The sequence below is a fragment of the Virgibacillus salexigens genome (assembly GCF_000723585.1).
Lineage (GTDB): Bacteria > Bacillota > Bacilli > Bacillales > Amphibacillaceae > Virgibacillus > Virgibacillus salexigens.
In genome coordinates, this window is record NZ_CCDP010000001.1 from 1,222,798 (window position 1) to 1,244,612 (window position 21,815).

A 21,815-nucleotide genomic window follows, 5' to 3' on the forward strand; every position below is an offset into this window, starting at 1 on the left:
ATATGTTATTCATATATCATTTAAAGGAGTTGATATATCAATTATTCCACTTAAATGAAAACGTTTACCAAATAGGCTTTAAGGGGGATTTTATGAGAAAGTGGTATAGGATACTTGGATATGGCTGTCTGCTTGTTTGCTTACTTTTAATTGCTGCATGTTCCAATGAAGATAATACGGATTCAGATAATGAACTTCGTATTACATTTCGCTCAGGTGGCGGTACGAATAGTGGGTTAATACATTGGTTAAATAACGAAATAATACCTCAATTTAATGAAAAATATCCAGATGTGACGGTGAATTTAGCCCCGTTAGAAGTTAGTGAAGGGGATTATTTTGCTAAAGTATCTTTACTGTTACAATCAAAAGACGCTGCTCCAGATATTGTGACGGAAGATACATTTATGGTTAATTCTGATGCAAGTGCCGGTTATCTTGAGCCATTGGATAGTCGTATTGAGAAGTGGGGAGAATGGGATAATTTTACCGAAAATGTAAAAGACGGCGTGATTGCTGAAGATGGAAAGATTTATGGTGTCCCTTATAATACGGATTCTAGGGGATTATGGTATAACAAGGAATTATTAAAGCAGGCTGGTATTTCTATCCCGTGGGAACCAAAATCCTGGTCAGATATTTTAGATGCTGCAACAGCAATAAAAGAAAAAGGGTCAGATGAAGTAGTTCCAATTTGGATGAATTCTGGAAAGGCTACCGGTGAAGCAACATCCATGCAAACATTTGAAATGCTGCTCTATGGAACAGGCGATCCATTATATGATAGTGAAAATAAAAAATGGATTGTAAAGAGTAATGGATTATTAAATACATTCAAATTTATTGATAAGGTTTACGAACAAGATCTAGGTCCAGATCTTTCTCAAGTGTTAAATGGGCAAGGTAGTAGTATTGCCTATCAAGAATTAATGCCAAATGGGAATCTAGCAATAGGTCTTGATGGAATATGGCAGGCAGGTACATGGCATGAAAGTGGACCTGCTCCATGGCCTGAAGCATTTGAAACATTAGGTTTTGCTGCTATGCCAACAGAGAATGGTCAATCTCCAGGTACGACGTCAATGTCTGGCGGATGGGCATTATCTATACCAGCAAATTCAGATAATAAAGATATGGCTTGGGAATTTATTAAAATGGCATCAACAAAAGAAAATAATTTGAAGCTTCAATTAATCGATAGAAACCTAACTCCAAGAGAGGATGTCGCTAAAGAAAAATCTTATTTGGAGATAGAAATGTTTGAAGAAGCTACAGAATTTCTTCAACATACCAATTTTCGCCCTGCTGTTGATAAATATCCTAATGTATCAACAGTAATTCAATCATTGGTAGAAGATGTAGTGACTGATAGAATTACGCCTGAGGAAGCGACAGAGATGTATAAAAAAGAAGTTACAAAAATTGTTGGGAAGGACAATGTCACAGAGAGATAGATTTTAAAGCTTCCTTCTATAGCGCGGGAGGAAGCTTTTAATATAAGCAAAATAAGATTTGGAGAGAAGGGTTAGGCTTGAATATGAATGCATCTAACTATGTTACGAAAGAAGGGAGACTTAAAAGACCACAGGCCCTGCGTTCCATCGTATTCTTACTTCCTTCTTGGTTATTATTATTACTTTTCTTTGTAGGTCCGATTTTGTTAACCGTGTTTTTTTCATTTACGAATCTTGCTTTAACTGGAACACAGGCACAGAACATAGATTTTGTAGGCTTTCAAAACTTTGCTGCAATGTTTGATGATGCGAATTTTAGAATAAGCGTTTTAAAAACTATTGTCTTCCTATTCTTATCAGCAATTATAGGTCAGCAAGTATTAGGATTTCTGTTGGCACTTCTAATGAAGGGGAGAAAGCAATCATTTAGAAGAATTATCGGTATTATCATTATCGCTGGGTGGGTAACCCCTGAAATTGTAGTGGCATTTTGTTGGGTTGCATTTTTGAATGATAGCGGCACATTGAATATGATATTAAACGCAATTGGTCTAAGTGCAGTTACTTGGCTATATACATTCCCCATGATAAGTGTTTGTATTGCAAATATTTGGCATGGAACCGCATTTTCCATGATGGTGTTTCAAGCATCCTTAGATGATGTTCCAACAGAATTAGAGGAGGCTGCACGTATCGATGGAGCGTCAAAGATAAAAGTTTTGACTAAAATTGTCCTCCCAATTGTAAAAGGAACGATTGTAACAAACATGATCTTAGTTACCCTTCAAACGCTTGGTGTATTTACGTTAATTTACACGATGACTGGAGGAGGACCAGGAACCTCGACTCAAACATTACCGATCTTTATGTATAATCAAGCATTTGTTAATTATCAATTAGGATATGGTACGGCTATCTCACTAGTCTTACTTGTAATTGGAATAATCGCAAGCTTATTTTATATCCGATCTATGAAAGTTCAGATATAAGGAGGGATAAACATGAAAAAGATAAAACTGGAAGTAGCCGTTCCTTATATAATTTTATCTGTTATAGGGGTTTGTTTCCTTCTTCCGCTATTATGGGTTATTTTCGCTTCTATTGATGAAAATGCACAACAAGCTTTAACATTACCAGATAAAATAACATTTACCAATTACACTTCTATATTATCAGACCCAGCAAATATTCGTTCTTTTATGATTGGCTTAGGATTATCATTAGGCCAATCTATATTAGTTGTTGTTGTAGGCGTATTAGCTGCTTATCCATTATCTCGGTATACACAAAAGTATAAGAAGCCATTTATGTATACGATCTTATTTATGACTTCATTACCAATAACAGCAGTAATGGTGCCAGTTTATCAATTATTTGTTTTTTTGAATCTACAAGACTCCTTATTTGGAACCATGTTATTCTTAACTGCCTCAGGTCTGCCTTATAGCATTTGGATGTTAAAAAATTTTATGGATTCCGTTCCAATTAATTTAGAAGAATCCGCATGGGTGGATGGTGCTTCTATATGGAAAGGGGTTAGGAAAGTTGTAGCCCCGTTAATGATACCAGGAATTTGTACTGTCGCCATTTTTACATTTTCAATGAGTTGGGGAAACTTCTTTGTGCCGTACATTTTGATTCAAACTCCAGATAAATTTCCTGCTTCTGTAACGATCTATCAATTCTTTGGAACTTATGGAATGGTGGAATATGGGAAGTTAGCCGCCTTCTCTGTTATATATACCATGCCTGCAGTTGTTCTTTATCTGTTTTCCCAGCGATTTATGTCTCAAGGCTTCAGCTTAGGCGGGGCGACAAAAGGATAATCAATACAAGTCGGTTTAGAAACATAGGATGAAATAAACATTTCTTTCCTAGGGAGGAACTTGAGTATAATCAATCAAATCATTTCATTTAATTAAACATACCTCCACTGTAGTGGAGGATATTTTATTTCGATGAGGAAACGGTTATATATGTGGACAATTATTAGTTGAGGTGAACAAATGAAACCATTATATGAACAAGTTTATGAATCTCTTAAAAAAGATATTGTATCCGAACGATATAAAACTGGAGATCAAGTACCATCGGAAAAAGAGCTAGCAACCACGTTTCAAGTTAGTAGAATCACTAGTAAAAAAGCGTTAGAGAAGTTAGCGGAAGAAGGTTTTATCTACCGAAAAAGAGGAAGAGGCTCTTTCGTTAAAGATTCCAATCAGATGGAAACTAGAAGTTCACATGCTGAAAGTGAGGGCAAACCATTATTTGGTTTAATCGTAACTGCTTTTGATGACAGTTTTGGTAGTGGCCTTATTACATCAATTGTAGAAGGATCGAGGGATAAATGTCATTTTATATTAAAATGTTCATTTGGCATTCCGGAAAATGAGGAGAAGCTAGTTAAAGAATTATTAGACGATGGGGTCGAAGGTTTAATAGTATTTCCAGCTAAAGCTGAACATTATAGTTCAGAAATCTTGAAAATGGTTATAAATAAATTCCCATTCATTTTGATTGATAGATCATTTAAGGGGATAGCTGCTAATTCTGTATCAACGGATAATAAAGCAGCGGCTAAAAAAGGGATAGACTATTTAATTAATAAAGGGCATCAAGAAATTGGTGTTCTAATGCCATATTATTTTAAGACAACTACTATAGATGACAGGTTACATGGAATTGTCGAAGCTTTTTCAGAAAAACAGTTACGTGTTAATCGAAAAATATGGTGTTATGATTTAAAAAGTACGTTGCCAACACCACTGGCAGCGAAGGAAGAAGATATTAAGGTTATTAAACATTTTATTCGAAAACATCAGGATATAACGGCATTGTTTGCTTTAGAATATAAAATAGCAGTATTAGCAAAAGTCGCCTTAACAGAATTAAGCATAGAGGTACCTAATGATATGTCCATTATTTGTTTTGATAGTCCACCATGGAATACGATTGAATGGAACTTCACACATTTGAAACAGAATGAAAATGAACTAGGAAAACTTGCCACCCAACGGTTATTAGCGATGTATAGCGGGGAAAGTCAAATTGTAAATGAACGTATTCCAGCAAAGTTAATCATTGGGCCCACTACGAGTAGCTGTGCTGTTAAGGATGATTCAGGTGTCTGATTTTATACAACAATCGCGCAAGTCTTATTGACTCGCGCGATTCCATTAATCTACACGGTAAAGCCAGATTTTCCAAGCAGCGTCAGATTGTTCGAATGTACGCTCTAACGTGAGATTTAATTCCTCTGCATTACCAATAGGAACAGCCGACAGAATATAATCTCCGCCAAGATCCTTTAATGCTTCCGTATTAATATCCAGTTGTTCAATTGGATCATTGCGATGCTTTGTATAGAGATAGTTCTCGCCATGTTCAGCAACATACATATACAATCTGCCACCCCACGTATCGAAATAATTTTCTAATGATGGGTTTTTATCGAGCTCACCTGCGATAACTTCTCGAAACGTATGTTTATACGATAATGGAAAACTATTATTGTATGTATCCAGCGTATAGAACCCGTTGTATTGAGCGATAGTCGGATGCATTCCGATGCTTACCACTCGATAATCTTTAGGGTCTTGACCAATATAGGACTGGATGTCGTCAAATAAATCTTCTGAATAAAATTCCTTAAATGTGGGTGTTCCAATTAAATTATATTTGGTTTCTTCGTTTAACGGAAATAAAACCAACCCACATTGCGCAATTATTAAAATAATGGTAATTACCCTGCCAAATCGTAAATGTTTCCAAAATATAGCCAATGCCAAAGCAAAACAAATATACCAGATTGCCGGATCAAAAAAATGTATTCGTGCAAAGTTAAAGGTATTGGCTATCATAAAGTTATCTTTAACAATACGCCAACCTTCCCAATACCAGAACGCATACCAGATAGAAAGCAGTAAATTAAAGAAAAATAACCCGACAAGCCAGTTTGGTTTTACATTCCGATAACCAGCAACAATTAAGGCGATACCAATAACCGGAAAAATAATCCAATAATGTTGTGCCATATCATGGGTATGACCATGGAGGAAGTTCTCCAATGATAATTCAATACTTCGCTGGAAAGAATTATGACCTAAATCTAACGCATCACGATGAGAAGTAAACCCAGAACTAAAAAACATCGAAGTAATTAATAGGTAGTTTTTAATTACATAAACACTTGTCATGGCTGCAATTGCAATAAAAAATGGCCAATTCACGTGCTTCCTGCGAAGCCAATCGAGAAGCCAAAATACTCCCATCATGGCTAAAAAGAAAACGAAGGTTAAAACAAAGTTAGATAAAAATGGAATAACCAGTAACGTTAGCCAATAATACCACGGTGTTGCTTTCCCATATTTCCGAATCGTTAGGAAAAGAAATAATGCTAGTGGTAATCCAGCAATGGATAGCATACCGGATGGCCAATATGGCAAAAGCGCAAAGCCTAACGAGGCCCCAACTGTAATGATTGGTATCTCTTTCCCAAACGAGGTAAAATGCTTTAGTAAGAAGTACATACCGAAGAAAGCTGTAAACCGCATAATGGTTTGTCCAATCGTGTATGCCGTCATTGGTTCAAAAATGGCGTATAACCAAACCATTGCATCTAATCCAGATGGTAGAGCACTTCTTGGTAAGCCGTTAATCGCGTTAGGAAGTACTGTGTCCGTTAAACTAAAAATTTGTCCGCTTTCTGCAAGTAATTGATACCATACAATATTCGAATCTAAATTGTCATGGACACGAATATGAGTATCTTCCCCTAATATAAAGTAAGGCATGAGGTAGGCGATGATGACGAAACAAGCAATGCCTACCCATAGTTTAGGATTGGAAGTATTGCTGTATTTTGTTGACCACATCATTTATTGCCTCTTCTCCTATTCCATAATAAAGCGGTAACCGCAATAAGCGATCACTTTCCGTTGTTGTATACCTATCCTCTCCAACAAATAAACCGAATTGTTTGCCAGCATGTGCAGTGTGCAAAGGCACATAATGTGTAGCTGCGGTAATATGGTTTTGCTTTAAAAATTGTCGTAATTGGTTTCTTTCCATTTCATTTTCCAATTTAATATAATACATATGTGCATTATGTTCGCATACATTAGGAATGGTTGGTAATTCAATTGCACCATCTAGTTGTAAATTCATCAATCCATGGTTGTATTGAGCCCAACTGTGTCGTCGATTCTGATTAATTTCGTTCGCGTGCTGGAACTGTACGGATAAATAAGCTGCATTTAATTCACTTAATAAGTAGGAAGAACCTACATCCCTCCACGTATATTTGTCAATTTCTCCACGAATAAATTGGGAGCGATTTGTTCCCTTTTCCTGAATCATTTCTGCTCGTTCAATAAGGGAAGCGTCATTAATCAGTAATGCCCCGCCTTCGCCACAAGTATAATTCTTTGTATCATGAAAGCTAATCGTGCTTAGGTGGCCAATTGTACCTAGTGATTCGCCTTTATACGTACTCATTAAGCCCTGGGCAGCATCTTCAATCACCCATAAATTATGGTTGTTTGCTATGGTTAAAACGGTATCCATATCACAGCCTACACCAGCATAATGAACAACCACAATTGCTTTCGTATGTTCGGTAATCGCTCTTTCGATAGCTTGTGGATCAATATTCATTGTTGATGGCTCAATATCAACAAATCGAATGGAAGCGCCACGTAGTACAAAGGCATTCGCCGTTGATACAAATGTATAAGAAGGCATGACTACTTCATCACCTGGTTGTATATCTGTTAGTAATGCCGTCAACTCTAGTGCGGCAGTACAAGAGGGGGTAAGTAATGCCTTCTCACATGTTAGCTGTTCTTCCAGCCACTTCATACACTTCTTCCCAAATTCTCCATTCCCAGATAGTTTATCAGCGGTTATAACCTGTTGAATTGCGTGTATCTCAGAACCAATCACGCAAGGTTTATTAAACGGAATCATCCTATCACCTCATTATAATTATGCCTACAATTACGAGGGAAAATCCTATAATTTTTTGTGCAGATACTGGTTCCCCGAAGAAAAGCGCAGATAGGATAAACACGAGCACAAAAGAAAGACTCATGAAAGGGTAGGCATAGCTAATATCGAACTTTGTCATCGCCGCCATCCAACACAGCGCTGCTAGAAAAGCAGAGAATAATCCAGATAGAATCCACGGATTTAGTAATAATTGAAGTAAGAAGATAACTTTATCCATGAAGGCATCTGGCAGACTACCATATTGGTCAATTTTCCATTTTAGAATTAATTGACCATACACCGTGAATCCAATGGTTCCTAAAATATATAGATAACCCATGGTTACACTCCTACTGGTAACGTACCATTTAATTTATGATAGACATCGACTGCTCCATTTAATCGGAATCCTAAAGAAATGAACACATTTAACGATGCCGAATTAGAAGGGGAGATCGATGTACGTACCTCATCATAATTACCTATACGAAATAATTCTGCGACACAATGGCTTGTAAACGACTTAGCAAGACCTTTTCCTCGGTAGGATTTATCCATTGCTAAGAGCAAGACTTTATCTCCTTCATAGGCAAAGAACCCAGCTAAATGATTCTCATAAATTAGCGCGACAATTTTGTCCGCTTGAATGAGGTCATTTACCCAGTTTTTATAGCGATGATCGGCCATGAAGTTAGGGATATGAAAGTCGCGATGAAAACGTCCATTCGTAAAAACATCTCCAGCGATTTCTAATATATGTGTTTTATCATATTCTCTAGAAAGTTCGATACCTTCTTGCTCAAATAATTGTAATCTATCTTTTTTACATACTGGTTCCATTAACGTATCTGTATAGTAAAACCCATATTTATGCAACTTCTCTGTATTGACGGTAGGATCAATCTTTAATGTAAAATGCCCCTCGATTTGATTTGTCTCTTGTAGGGCTTCCTCTGAAGCACTTGTAAGCTCATAGGTATTAATATGAAAGTTCCGTTTATCCCAAGGGGTTGGTTTCAAAAATGTGTTCATTCTATCAGCTCCGTTTGTTCGTTTGATTTTCTTCCTTGTCTGTCGTATCTTTTATCAAATAGAGCGGTCGATCTTTCGTCTCGTTAAAGATTTTCCCAATATACAATCCTAGAATACCAAAATTAAAAAAAATCAATCCACCGATGAAATAAATAGATACCATTACACTGGTCCAACCTTGTACTGGTTCAGCAAGGAAAAAATACCTGCCAAATAAGTACATGCCATAAATAAATGACACGGATGAAATAAGGAATCCGAATTGAATAGATAGCCTTAAAGGCTTATTGGATTGTGAAATAATAGCATCGGTGGCAAGTGTAATCAATTTCTTTAAATTGTAGGAAGACTTCCCTTCTTTACGTGCATCATGTTCAATAGCAATAGAAGTACTTTCAAACCCCATCCATTGTAGGAATAATGGGAAGAAACGATTCTGTTCTCGCATGTGGCGATATCCTTCCACTACTTTTTTGGTTACCATGCTGTAATTGGCCACCGTATGATCAGAAGCTCCTCCAGTAAAATAATCATAGATTCGATAGAAGGCTCTTGATGAAATTCGCTTAAACCAAGTGTCTTTTCGTTCCATTCGTTTTCCAAAAACGACTTCATAGCCTTCTAATGCTTTCTCATATAATTTTTTTATCTCTTCTGGACGGTCTTGCAAATCACAATCCATGACGACAATAAAGTCTCCATTAGTATAATCTAAACCTGCTGTGATTGCGTGGTGTTGACCAAAGTTACGAGCTAGATTAAACCCGCGTATTTGTTTATCTTCATTGCTTAATGCTTTAATGGTTGGCCAAGCGTTATCCGGACTAGCATCATTAACTAGAATTATTTCGTATTGGGCTGGAATTGCTTCTATTGTCGATTTGATTCGGTTGCATAGTTCATGTAGACATTTTTGGCAACCATAGACCGGAATAACAACAGAAATTAATGGGTTTTTGTTCTCGACCATTGATTAACGTACCATTCTACTGTTTTCTGAAGACCTGTATGGAATTCTTCCACAGGTTGCCAGCCCAATTCTGTGCGTAGTTTTTGATCATCGACGGCGTAGCGTTGATCATGTCCAAGCCGATCTTTTGTGAAGGTGATAAGTTCTTCATACCTAGAAATCCCGTGCTCCGTTTTTAACTCCGGAACAAGTTCATCTAAGATGCTACAAATCTGCTGCGCAATTGCAATATTAGATTGTTCATTAGAGCCCCCAATATTATATTTTTCTAATGATTGGCCATGGTGGTAGACAAGGTCAAGTGCTTTACAATGATCCAATACATAGATCCAATCACGAATATTGGAGCCATCACCATAAATTGGTATTGCTTCTCCGTTTAGAGCTTTTCGAATAATCGTGGGAATTAATTTTTCCTGATGCTGTTTCGGACCATAATTATTTGAACTACTTGTTACGATGACATTCATTCCATACGTATATCCAAAGCTTTTTGCTAGCATATTTGAACCAGCTTTGGACGCACTATATGGATTTCTGGGGTTATAAGGTGTTGCTTCTGTAAATTTCCCCGTTTTACCAAGTGATCCGTACACTTCATCTGTTGAGATATGGTGAAATCTTCGGTTGTGTAATTCGTGCTTCTGTTCCCAATTATTTTTAGCAATCTGTAGTAAAACCATTGTGCCCTTAACATTGGTGTGGATAAATTGTTTTGCATCATTAATAGATCGATCAACATGTGATTCAGCTGCAAAATGAATTACACCATGGATGTCATAACGCTCGAATATGTCGGTAACTAGTTGTTCGTCTGCAATATCGCCATGGATAAAATGGTAGTTAGATAAATTACTGACTTCTGTTAAATGTAATGGATTACCAGCATACGTAAGGTTATCTAGGTTAATAATTTTATAATTTGGATGTTTATTCATAAAATGAGGGATAAAATTAGAACCAATAAACCCCGAACCACCGGTAATTAAAATGGTAGTTTCGTTTGTTTTCATCATTCAACCAGTCCCAGCATTGGATTACGATCAATGGAATCCCAATATTGTTGTGTATGCTTGCGATCCGCTATTTCTAGGAGATACGTTCCATAATCGTTTTTCTCCATTGATTTTCCCTTGTTATATAATGCTTCTCTAGAGATATAACCAAGGTAATAGGCAATTTCTTCAAGACATGCAAGTTTAAATCCTTGGCGTTGTTGTGTGATTTTAACAAATTCAGCTGCGTCAAATAATGATTCATGGGTGCCTGCATCCATCCAAGCAAAACCTCTGCCAAGAAGTTCAACATCTAATTGTCCACGTTTTAAATACGCTCTATTTAGATCAGTAATCTCTAGTTCCCCTCGTGCAGATGGTTTTAATTTCTTTGCTAGTTTCACAGCTTGATTATCATAGATATAAAGGCCAGTGACGGCAAAATCAGATCTTGGATCATTTGGTTTTTCTTCTAACGTTATAGCTTTTTGTCGGTGGTCAAATTCTACTACACCAAACCGACGTGGATCTTTGACGCGATAACCAAAAATAGTCGCATATTTATGATGCTTTATTGCATTGCGAAGTAATGTTGTAAATCCTTGACCATAGAAAATATTATCGCCAAGAATTAATGTCACATCATCATCACCAACAAAATCTTCCGATAAAGTTAAAGCTTCAGGAATACCATTGGGATCTTTTTGTTCGCTATAGGTTAATGTAATTCCAAGCGATGATCCATCTCCTAATAAAGCTTCAAATCTCGGTTTATCCTCGGGCGTGCTAATAATCATAATGTCCTTCATTCCTCCAAGCATTAGAACCGATAACGGATAGTAAATCATTGGTTTGTCATAAACTGCAAGTAAATGCTTATTAATACTATCTGTGCTTGGAGATAATCTACTTCCACTTCCACCTGCTAAAATAATACCTTTCATCGTAACACCCCTTGTACTTGGAAGATACTTCCTAATCCTAACCTTAAACATAGGAATCTTATATATTATTACCCTTAAATAGGCTAATTATAATCTTACATTTCTATTTCAAATATATTTCGTTTTGTAAAATTTTTACTAATTATTGAGGAAGTATAAAAAGAGAGGCAGAAACACAACTAAGCCAGGAATGAAATAAAAGCTAATATACGTACAATCAACCTACGTAGACTCAGACTCCTGTGGGAACATGGGAACAGCAAGAGTTGAAGATCTCGAAGGAATGTGTTCTAATGAGGGCCAACGAAACTCATCCTTTGTGGGCCACATTGGGATATCCTTACCGGGGCAAGGAAACTGAAAGCGAAGTATGTTGACGGAGTGATGGTAGAACCTGTTTTATGTAACCAAATCACCCGAACGGATTTGAATGGAATCGTTCGGATGATTATAGGAATAAGTTACTTTGGTCTTCGTATCGATAGCTTATCAAAATACAACAATGCATTATTTTCAAAGAATGAGATTAATCATTAAGGTCTTTTAAACTAGTGTCAGCAAGTTTTATTATTGTCATGTCATCCATTGGTGGATTATGCAATCCTGCTCTTACGTCACGATAATAACGCTGAAGTGGATTACTGTTGGAAAGGCTGCGTGCGCCAACAACTCGCATAGCCAAATCAACCACTTCAATGGCTTTATTCACTACAGATAATTTCACTGCCCCTAGTAAAGGTTGCATGTCAGTGCGTTTGGATGCTGTTCCATGATCCCATTGCTCGGTTGTTCCGTAAAGAAATTGTTCACTCTCCATTAGTTGAAGTTCCATTTCCCCTAGTTTTTGTTTAACATTTGGTAAATCAGAGATGGTTCCTTCAATACTATTTGGTGAGTAGCTTGTAGCAAACTGCAATGCATACTTCTGAGCTGCCCGAGCAATTCCTAAATAACAAGCAGGTATATGAAGGAGCCAGCCTGCAGCTGCTTTTTTTCCAGGTGTGAGCTCTTCCACATAGTCACTTTTATCTAAAGAAACGTGATTTAGAACAAGATCGTGACTGCCCGTACCTTTCATTGCAATAGAGTCCCATGTTTCATCAATGGAAACACCAGGACGGTCACGCTTTACTAAAAAGTTGCCAGTTTTTGTTGTACCTTCAATCGATGCACTAACTACGAAATAGGTTAGAACTGGTGCTAATGTTGTAAATGTTTTACGACCGTGAATAACCCAACCATGTGAAGTTTGTTTTGCTGTTGTTTCTGGTCTGCCTCCACGTGTAGGACTTCCGGTAGCACGTTCGGAAGCAGCATTATTTAGTAAGGCACCAGTTTGAATAACATCATTAGCGAAAGCTTGATACTTGGTTGATTCCCAAATCTCATTTTCACCAAGGTGTTTGGTAATCCCCATATGCCAGCCAATACCTAGGGCTGTTGGCCCATCTGCTCTTGCAATAATTTCTTGCGACTTTATTAATTCTGTTAAAGATATTCCCTTTCCGCCATATTTGGAAGGAATGGTTAATGCAGGGTAGCCAATTTGTTTTAAATCATTAAAATTGTCGTGAGGGAAAGTATTTGCTTGATCATGCTTTGCGCCTCGTTCCGTGAATGGTTTAACCGTTGTTTCTAACGCTTGTAATCGTTCTTCCGCTGTTTTTAATTGGGATAAATTCATTCCGATCCTCCTAATATAATTCTTATCCGATTAGTAAGATATATTATGGCATAATTCTTGTAGTAAGATCAATTTGGGAAACTTTCTTTTACATTAAGAATTTCACCATGTGAAAAGGGAAAAAACTAAGAAAAAATACCTGCATAAATCGACAAATTATTTATCTATTAAATATACTAGCTTTAGAGGCGTAGAACGTTGATATAACTAGATATTAATGACTTTTGTCTGACAATTTTCGTCAGAATATAGACCGGATTATCTATGAAATATTGAAAATAATATTGCTTTTTCGAAAACATTCCCATATAATCACAATATATTAACATTGATAATATTCTCAATAAATAATTTATATTCGATGAACACGCCATTTTTTTGAGGGTGTGTCGTTAAAGTGAGTAATAAGTTTAGAAATATCAGAATAATTAAATATAATAGGGTATTATTTTTATTTTAAGATAAATTTTCTGAAGTTTCGTTCATTGTTGGCCTAGGGATAACTATACAAATGAATATAAAACAAGACTAGGGGGATTAATTTGAACAACGCATTATTAGAAATTAAAAACCTGAAGACATCTTTTCGCATTCGCGATGATTATTATGCGGCAGTGGATGATGTATCACTAACTGTAAATAAGAATGAGGTATTGGCCATTGTCGGAGAATCTGGATCAGGAAAAAGTGCGTTAGCATTTTCGGTCATGGGATTACATAATCGCGCAAAAATAGAAGGGAATATCTATTTTAAGGATCATGATCTTGCCAATCTGCCAGCCAATAAGCTGAATAAGCTGCGTGGCGATGATATGGCTATGATCTTTCAAGACCCACTAACAGCACTAAACCCGTTAATGACAATAGAAGAACAAATTGCTGAAACACTTTTACTCCATCATAAGAATCTCTCGAAGAAGAAACGTAGAGAGAAAGTAATAGATTTATTAAATCAAGTAGGGATTCCACGTCCTGAACATACATGTGATCAATTCCCCCATGAATTATCTGGAGGAATGAGGCAACGTGTCATCATTGCGATTGCAATTGCAAATGATCCTGAACTTCTTATTGCAGATGAACCCACAACAGCATTGGATGTAACCATTCAAGCGCAGATACTTGATTTAATTAATGATTTGAAAGAAAACATGAATGCTGGAATTGTTTTAATTACACATGATTTGGGTGTTGTTGCAGAAATGGCCGATCGTGTAGCTGTCATGTATGCTGGTCAAATCGTAGAAATCGCTGATGTTCATACATTGTTCGCTAATCCAAGGCATCCTTATACAAGGTCTTTATTGCATGCAATACCAAATATAGATGGAGGAAACGATAAACTACATGTTATTCAAGGCATTGTACCTCCATTACATAAATTACCTCGGGAGGGTTGCCGGTTCGCTGCCCGTATTCCATGGATAGACACTTCTGCTCACGAAACGAATCCAGAATTACATGAAATAAAGCCTGGGCACTTTGTTCGCTGTACATGCCATAATCAATTTTACTTCCCAGATGAAAAGAAGAAGGAGGAGCAGGCGGATGGGATTTCTTGAAGTGAACGATTTGAAGGTACATTTTCCGATTAGGGGCGGTATTCTAAATCGAAAAATTGGGGCAATTAGAGCGGTTGATGGTGTGTCCTTTTCAATTGAAGAAGGGAAAACATATGGTCTCGTTGGTGAATCTGGTTCTGGAAAAACAACCACTGGAAGAGCAATTATTGGATTAAATCATATTACATCGGGCCAGGTTATGTTTGAAGGGAAAGATTTAACTAGCAAGAAAAGTAAAACCCAGCATGTTCGAAAAGACATTCAAATGATCTTTCAGGACCCTTATTCTTCATTAAATGCAAAAAAACGCGTGCTAGATATTGTTGCAGAGCCTCTGCGAAACTATGAAAAGCTAACTAAAATTGAAGAAAAGCTACGGGTGCAAGAATTATTAGAACAAGTTGGCTTAAACCCTGAAAGTATATTGAAATATCCCCATGAGTTTTCTGGTGGACAGCGACAACGAATTGGTATTGCTCGAGCAATTGCCTTAAAACCAAAACTGATTATTGCTGATGAGCCGGTGTCGGCATTAGATGTTTCGGTACAAGCACAAGTTTTGAATTTTATGCAGGAAATTCAAAAAGAATTAAATTTAACTTACTTATTCATCAGTCATGATTTAGGGATTGTCAAACACATGTGTGATGATATTGGCATTATGTATAAAGGTCGTTACGTAGAAGAAGGTACGAAGCAAGACATATTTAATAACCCGCAACATATTTATACAAAACGTCTGGTGGCAGCTATTCCTGATATTGACCCACAGAATCGCCAAAAGCAGAAACATTTGCGTGATGAAGTGCAAATGGAATATCAACAATATTATAACGACTACTTTGATAATGAGGGCTTGGCTTATAGATTACGGAACATTTCTGATTCACATCTCGTAGCTTTGCCAGAGAAAGGTTGAGTATAATATGTGGAAATTTATCGTTCGACGACTTTTAATTACATTGCCGCAAATTGTTTTACTTAGTATTTTAGTATTTGTTATGGCACAAATGATGCCAGGTGACGCATTAACCGGGTTAATTGATCCAAATATTGACCCCGCTGCTATTGAAGAGCAACGAGAGAAAATGGGGTTAAATGACCCGTGGTATATCCAATACGGTGATTGGATATCTTCGGCATTACAGGGAGACCTAGGACAATCGTTTCGTTTCAAGATGCCTGTCACTGATTTAGTAGAACAACGCCTGATAAATTCCTTTTGGTTAGGGTTAGTTACCCTTATTTTTACTTATATCATCGCAATTCCACTTGGTATTACGAGCGGCCGCTATAATGATACAATGCGCGACCAGCTAATTACTGGCTATACGTATATCGGTTTCGCAACCCCATTATTTATCTTTGCACTTGTTATGCTTTGGGTTGGGGGATTTCAGTTGGGATGGTTCCCAACAGGTGGAAGTGTGGCACCAGGATTAGAACCCGGAACATTTGAATATGCGCTCAGCAAATTTCAACATCTATTATTGCCAGGCTTATCGATGGCATTAATTACTACGGTTAATACGGTCCAGTATTTACGCAGTGAAATTATTGATACAAAGCAAAAAGATTTTATTGTCACTGCAAGAGCAAAAGGAGCCTCTGAATCACGTGTTTATAACCGCCATATTTTACGAAATTCGCTTTTGCCAATCGCTGCGTATTTTGGCTTTGAAATTACCGGTTTAATTGGGGGAACAGTGTTTATCGAGACGATCTTTAGTTATCCAGGAATGGGACTATTATTTATGGATTCTGTATTGCAGCGTGATTACAGTGTGGTAACCGCAGTTGTTCTGTTATTTGGGATAGCTTCCATTCTAGGAGCGCTACTTTCAGATATCATTCTAAGTCTTGTGGATCCTCGTATTCGTATTAAATAATAACTTGATAAACATGGAGGTGATTCAAATGGCCAATGCACATGTTGATACGGCTCAAACAGACACGGAAGTAAAAACCCCTTCTACATGGAGCATTATTTGGAGGGAAATTGTAAGGGATAAAGTAGCGCTTATATCACTCATTTTTCTTGTTGGAACAACTGGGTTTGTATATGGTATTTCAATATTTTTGGAACAATCAGAAATCGTAACCGTCGATTTATTTGCAATCAATGAAGCGCCATCTGAACAATTTTGGCTAGGTACTGATTACGGGGGAAGGGATATCTTTGGACAGTTAATTATTGGGACGAGGAACTCATTATCGATAGGTATTCTCGTTACACTAATGACCGGTGTTATCGGCGTCGTTTATGGACTGGTTTCTGGCTACTATGGGGGAACCGTCGATAATATTATGATGCGGATTGTTGATTTTTTCTTAATTCTACCATTCTTAATGATTGTTATTGTTTTTGTTGCAATTGTACCGAAGTACAGCATATGGTCCTTTTCCTTGATCATGACTGCTTTTCTGTGGATGGGAATTGCCCGCCTCATTCGCTCGAAAGCATTGCAAGAAAGAGAATTGGATTATGCACAGGCTTCTAAAACATTAGGAACATCTAATTTTAAAATTATGTTTACCCAGGTGTTACCAAACCTTAGCTCGCTTATTATTGTAACGATGACGTTAAATCTGGCCGCCAATATCGGCCTAGAGTCTGGGCTTTCCTTTTTAGGATTTGGTTTCCCGGAAACAACACCAAGTCTTGGAACACTACTAGGCTATGCAAGAAATCCACAAACATTGGAGTTTCACTGGTGGGTCTGGGTACCAGCAGCAGTTCTTATCTTCTTACTGATGTTGGCTGTTCGAAACGTGGGGGAAGCATTAAAGCGTGCTACTGACGCAAGACAGCGGAGAGGATAAGCATAAATCCGATCATTTAGTAATACAGTTTACTAATTGTTACTTGCATCTTCAGATGTTAAGTATAAATGCTGTCAACATCTTTGTTGACGCAACAAGAAAGACAAAAAAGGGGAGGTTATAAGGATGAGAAAGACAAGTTGGAGCAAAGCACTTCTCGCACTGTTGCTAGTTTTGCTGCTTGCTTTAGCGGCATGCAGTGGCGGATCTGAGGAGGGAGAAGCAGAGGGAGATAGTGGTGGATCTGATTCCAATAAATCAGAAGATAGTGGAAAGAAATTATATTCGATTGATGATTTTAGTGCGGAGAAAACAAATGAAGGAGAAGCAATTGACGGTGGTCACTTAAAATTTGGCCTCGTTACCGATACAGCGTTTGAAGGTACATTAAACTGGAACTTCTATTCAGGGGCATACGATTCAGAGGTAATTAAATGGTTTGATGAACCTTTATTAGCGGATGATGAAAACTATATGTATACCCAAGATGGTGCTGCGACATTTGAAACGTCTGAGGATGGCAGAGTATTCACATTTACGATTCGTGATAATGTCAATTGGCATGATGGCGAACCAGTTACTGCAGAAGACTGGGCTTTCTCTTATGAAGTAATTGGTCACCCGGATTATAATGGCGTTCGCTATGGAGAGGACTTCACGAATGTAGAAGGAATGGAAGCTTATCATAATGGGGAAGCTGACAGCATTTCCGGTATTGAGGTAGTTGATGAAAAAACATTAAAAATTACTTACAAAGAAGCGACACCTTCGCTTCTAACTGGTGGAATTTGGCCATATGCGATGCCAAAGCATATCTTTGAAGATATTCCAGTTGCAAAAATGGCTGAATCACCTGAAGTAAGAGAACATCCGATTGGATTTGGTCCATTTAAAGTCGAAACCATTACACCAGGTGAATCAGTTGTTTATACGAAAAATGAGGATTATTGGCAAGGGGAGCCAAAGCTAGATAAAGTTACTCTATCAGTAATTAATCCGACCACAGTAGTGCAAGCATTAGAAACTGGAAAAGTCGATACTGTTCATAGTTTTCCAGTTGATCAATATCCGGACAATGCAGAAATGTCCAATGTTGAATTCTTAGGACAGATCGATATGGCTTATACGTATATTGGCTTTAAACTAGGTACATGGGATAAAGAGAAGAAACAAGTGAAACCTGATCCTAATATGAAAATGGCGGATGTTAACCTACGTAAAGCGATGTGGCATGCTGTGGATAATAATGCCGTTGGTGAACAGTTCTATAATGGACTTCGCTGGAATGCAACTACATTAATTCCGCCATCTCACCCAGAATTCCATGATTCTGAGAATCCGGGTTTAGCTTATGACCCAGAGAAAGCAAAGGAAATTCTAAATGAGGCCGGTTACGAAGATGTGAATGGCGATGGTATGCGTGAAAATCCGGAAGGGGAAGAATTAGTAATTAATTTCGCCTCCATGTCAGGTGGGGACACTGCAGAGCCATTAGCAAACTATTATATTCAATCATGGAAAAAGGTAGGTCTGAATGTCCAACTATTGGATGGACGCTTACAAGAATTCAATACCTTCTATGATCGTGTCGGACAAAATGGCGATGACGATCCAAAAGTAGATATTTTCCAAGGTGCTTGGACTGTGGGTAATGATGTAAACCCAGACGGCTTATACGGCCGTGATGCTATTTTTAATTTCCCACGTTATGCAAGTGAGGAAAATGATAAATTACTGGAAGAAGGAATTTCTGAAGCATCCTTTGATGTGGAACATCGTAAGGAAGTTTATAATGAGTGGCAAAAACTAATGGTTGAAGAAATTCCAGTATTCCCAACCCTTTATCGTTCCGAATTAGTACCGGTTAACAATCGAGTTCAGAATTATTCCATTGCCTTTAATTGGTATGGACGACATGAGATTTCTGTTACCCAAGAAGAACCAATGAAAGCAGAATAAATCTAGTTGAAAAGGAAGCCTCTGACCAGGGGCTTTTTTTCATGAATCCGGCTTGCTATTCGATCAACTTTAACTAGAACCAAATAAAATAGTAATACTGCTAGACATGCAATCATATAGTAATAGATGGTGAATCTGTCATATTTACAACTGTTTCTGCATAAAATGCTGCGTAGGCTATTTATGCAACTTAGAGAGGGTGACGATATTTGTGCGGGATCACGGGTTATGTAGACTGGGGAAGCGATATTCGAGCGAATAAACAAATGCTTCAAGATATGACAGAAACGTTGTCATTACGGGGGCCGGATGATACAAATTGTTGGATGGATCAGCATATTGCCTTTGGACATAAGCGTCTTTCTGTTGTTGACTTAGAAGGTGGAAAACAGCCAATGCAGAAGGCGAAAGATGGTTATACGTATACCATTACTTATAATGGAGAGTTGTATAATACGGATGAGCTTAGAAAAGAACTGCTGACAAAGGGGTATCGCTTTGCAACTACTTCTGATACGGAAGTATTGTTAACTGCTTATATGGAGTGGAAAGAAACATGTGTAGATTATCTAAACGGCATTTATGCGTTTGGTATTTGGGATGGACAAAAGAATCAACTATATATGGCGAGAGATCGGCTTGGCGTAAAGCCATTATTTTACCTGACGCAGGGGAAGCAGTTTATCTTTGGTTCAGAGTTAAAAGCAATTTTAGCACATAACGATGTGAAAGCAGAAGTAGACCGTTCTGGCCTAGCGGAAGTGTTTGGGTTAGGACCATCACGAACACCTGGGCATGGTATCTTTAAAAGTATGAAAGAACTTCGTGCTGGCCATGCGCTTACCTTTTCTATTCATGGATTAAAGGTATGGCGATATTGGAATGTGGAAAGCCATCCGCATACCGATTCACTAGCGGATACTACAAAAAAGGTAAGAGAGCTGTTTGTCGACGCGGTTCAGCGTCAACTCGTAGCAGATGTGCCTGTATCTACATTTCTATCTGGGGGCTTAGATTCCAGTGCAATTACAGCGATTGCATCCAATTATTTTACAAAGCAAGGAAATGCTCCTTTGACTACCTTCTCCATTGATTATGAAGGCAATGCAGAGCATTTCCAAGCAAGTAAATTTCAACCATCGATGGATCAGCCCTGGGTTGATAAGATGGCTGCGGCTTTTGCAACAGATCACCATAATGAAATAATCACAGGGAAGGAGTTAGCAGATCATTTAAAAGAATCCGTTGATCTACGTGATCAGCCAGGTATGGCTGATATTGATTCATCGATGCTTTGGTTTTGCAGGCGGATAAAAAAGCATACGACGGTGAGTCTCTCTGGGGAATGTGCTGATGAAATCTTTGGAGGTTATCCTTGGTTTCATGATCCTTCAAAGGAAGCAGGATCAGGATTTCCGTGGATGCGCTCCCTTGACTCGCGAATTCATCTATTGCACCCCGAATGGCAAGAAAAGCTAGACTTAAAAAACTATGTATTTGATCGTTACCAAGAAACGATTCGTGAAACACCTCGGTTACATGGCGAGAATGATACGGACGCGAGAAGAAGAGAATTGTTTTATTTAAATATGCACTGGTTTATGGCCCAATTACTAGATCGTAAGGATCGTATGAGTATGGGAGCCAGTCTTGAGGTACGAGTGCCGTATGCAGACCATAAATTGGTTGAATATGTATGGAATATTCCTTGGGATATGAAAATGGCGGAAGGAAGAGAAAAAGGCATCTTACGAAAGGCAATGGAAGGGATTTTACCTCATGACGTGCTATATCGTAAAAAAAGCCCATATCCGAAAACCTTTCAACCCGAATATACGCAAGCAGTAACGACATGGATGCAAGAGATTTTAGATGATAAAGAAGCACGGTTATTTGAGTTTCTTAAGCGTGAAAAGGTTGAAGCGATTTTACAAAGTGAAGGGAAAGAATTCAAAGACCCTTGGTATGGTCAACTAATGAAGGGCCCCCAACTTATTGCCCATCTCTGTCAAATTGATTATTGGCTGCGGAAATATAACGTAACAGTGAGTGAATAAAAGGTGTTAAGGCGCGGATATAGCTTAAGTAGTGAGTAACTCCCAAGTTGAATAATCTTTTATTGTTTAAATGGCAAACTGAAATATGGGCTGCTTTCCGCGGGCATGGACTCAGTTAACTTCGGTAAGCAAAAATCGCTTACCGGATTGGATCTTCGGACTCGTGCTGATTCCGCAGGAGTCACCCATATTTTATTTGCTATGATAATGGTATCCATTCCTTTCAGACAAGAATAGTATTTTTTGAACAAAATACTATTTCGAATCTGATAATCTCCTATCAATGCAGACAAATTAAAAAATCTGTTGCTTGGAGGCAGCCTTTAAGAGGAAAACCATAAGGATTT

The 21,815-nt window shown here is 37.8% G+C and carries 18 protein-coding genes; 10 read left to right on the plus strand and 8 right to left on the minus strand.

Annotated features, from left to right (window positions below):
• The first annotated feature begins 92 nt into the window (after positions 1-92).
• From BN990_RS05460 to BN990_RS05475, 4 genes are all read left to right on the plus strand, one after another.
• Positions 93-1,454: an extracellular solute-binding protein gene (locus tag BN990_RS05460; protein ID WP_051739030.1), complete on the plus strand. Its 1,362-nt coding sequence runs from the start codon at positions 93-95 to the stop codon at positions 1,452-1,454.
• A gap of 83 nt (positions 1,455-1,537) precedes the next feature.
• Positions 1,538-2,443 (plus strand): carbohydrate ABC transporter permease, encoded by a 906-nt coding sequence (locus tag BN990_RS05465; protein WP_051739152.1) that lies wholly within the window; start codon positions 1,538-1,540, stop codon positions 2,441-2,443.
• A 12-nt stretch (positions 2,444-2,455) separates the two neighbouring features.
• On the plus strand, positions 2,456-3,280 hold the full coding sequence (locus BN990_RS05470; RefSeq protein WP_021289241.1) for a carbohydrate ABC transporter permease: 825 nt from the start codon (positions 2,456-2,458) through the stop codon (positions 3,278-3,280).
• Positions 3,281-3,460: 180 nt separating this feature from the next.
• A complete protein-coding gene (locus tag BN990_RS05475; RefSeq protein WP_021289240.1) occupies positions 3,461-4,585 on the plus strand; it encodes a GntR family transcriptional regulator in 1,125 nt (374 codons plus the stop codon).
• Positions 4,586-4,630: 45 nt separating this feature from the next.
• Here the strand turns inward: BN990_RS05475 and BN990_RS05480 are convergent, their stop codons facing one another.
• From BN990_RS05480 to BN990_RS05515, 8 genes are all read right to left on the minus strand, one after another.
• On the minus strand, positions 4,631-6,331 hold the full coding sequence (locus tag BN990_RS05480) for a DUF6044 family protein (RefSeq protein WP_306465031.1): 1,701 nt from the start codon (positions 6,329-6,331) through the stop codon (positions 4,631-4,633).
• The gene (gene rffA, locus BN990_RS05485; protein WP_038242853.1) at positions 6,291-7,421 is read right to left on the minus strand and encodes a dTDP-4-amino-4,6-dideoxygalactose transaminase; all 1,131 of its coding nucleotides are present in this window, start codon (positions 7,419-7,421) and stop codon (positions 6,291-6,293) included. The genes BN990_RS05480 and rffA overlap by 41 nt, the downstream gene beginning before the upstream one ends.
• 4 nt (positions 7,422-7,425) lie before the next feature.
• Complete coding sequence (locus BN990_RS05490; protein WP_021289237.1) at positions 7,426-7,782, minus strand: EamA family transporter; 357 nt, start codon at positions 7,780-7,782, stop codon at positions 7,426-7,428.
• Between the two features lie 2 nt (positions 7,783-7,784).
• Positions 7,785-8,474: a GNAT family N-acetyltransferase gene (locus BN990_RS05495; protein WP_021289236.1), complete on the minus strand. Its 690-nt coding sequence runs from the start codon at positions 8,472-8,474 to the stop codon at positions 7,785-7,787.
• A 4-nt stretch (positions 8,475-8,478) separates the two neighbouring features.
• Positions 8,479-9,444: a glycosyltransferase family 2 protein gene (locus BN990_RS05500; RefSeq protein ID WP_021289235.1), complete on the minus strand. Its 966-nt coding sequence runs from the start codon at positions 9,442-9,444 to the stop codon at positions 8,479-8,481.
• The gene (rfbB, locus tag BN990_RS05505; protein WP_306465030.1) at positions 9,420-10,460 is read right to left on the minus strand and encodes a dTDP-glucose 4,6-dehydratase; all 1,041 of its coding nucleotides are present in this window, start codon (positions 10,458-10,460) and stop codon (positions 9,420-9,422) included. The genes BN990_RS05500 and rfbB overlap by 25 nt, the downstream gene beginning before the upstream one ends.
• Positions 10,457-11,383 (minus strand): glucose-1-phosphate thymidylyltransferase RfbA, encoded by a 927-nt coding sequence (rfbA, locus tag BN990_RS05510; RefSeq protein ID WP_038242855.1) that lies wholly within the window; start codon positions 11,381-11,383, stop codon positions 10,457-10,459. Before rfbA ends, rfbB begins: the two co-directional genes overlap by 4 nt.
• 526 nt (positions 11,384-11,909) lie before the next feature.
• Positions 11,910-13,067: an acyl-CoA dehydrogenase family protein gene (locus BN990_RS05515; RefSeq protein ID WP_021289232.1), complete on the minus strand. Its 1,158-nt coding sequence runs from the start codon at positions 13,065-13,067 to the stop codon at positions 11,910-11,912.
• Positions 13,068-13,609: 542 nt separating this feature from the next.
• On the opposite strand from BN990_RS05515, the gene BN990_RS05520 reads away from it, so the two are divergent.
• The 6 genes from BN990_RS05520 (at position 13,610) to asnB (ending at position 21,468) form a co-directional block, all read left to right on the plus strand.
• On the plus strand, positions 13,610-14,629 hold the full coding sequence (locus BN990_RS05520; RefSeq protein ID WP_038242857.1) for an ABC transporter ATP-binding protein: 1,020 nt from the start codon (positions 13,610-13,612) through the stop codon (positions 14,627-14,629).
• Positions 14,616-15,548 (plus strand): ABC transporter ATP-binding protein, encoded by a 933-nt coding sequence (locus BN990_RS05525; RefSeq protein WP_021289230.1) that lies wholly within the window; start codon positions 14,616-14,618, stop codon positions 15,546-15,548. Before BN990_RS05520 ends, BN990_RS05525 begins: the two co-directional genes overlap by 14 nt.
• A gap of 7 nt (positions 15,549-15,555) precedes the next feature.
• The gene (gene opp4B / locus BN990_RS05530; protein WP_021289229.1) at positions 15,556-16,518 is read left to right on the plus strand and encodes an oligopeptide ABC transporter permease; all 963 of its coding nucleotides are present in this window, start codon (positions 15,556-15,558) and stop codon (positions 16,516-16,518) included.
• Positions 16,519-16,546: 28 nt separating this feature from the next.
• Entirely contained in the window at positions 16,547-17,452 is a 906-nt protein-coding gene (locus BN990_RS05535; RefSeq protein WP_021289228.1) for an ABC transporter permease, read from the plus strand.
• 126 nt (positions 17,453-17,578) lie between these two features.
• Complete coding sequence (gene opp4A / locus BN990_RS05540) at positions 17,579-19,411, plus strand: oligopeptide ABC transporter substrate-binding protein (protein ID WP_038242859.1); 1,833 nt, start codon at positions 17,579-17,581, stop codon at positions 19,409-19,411.
• Between the two features lie 209 nt (positions 19,412-19,620).
• Entirely contained in the window at positions 19,621-21,468 is a 1,848-nt protein-coding gene (gene asnB, locus BN990_RS05545) for an asparagine synthase (glutamine-hydrolyzing) (protein ID WP_038242861.1), read from the plus strand.
• The last annotated feature ends 347 nt before the right edge of the window (positions 21,469-21,815 follow it).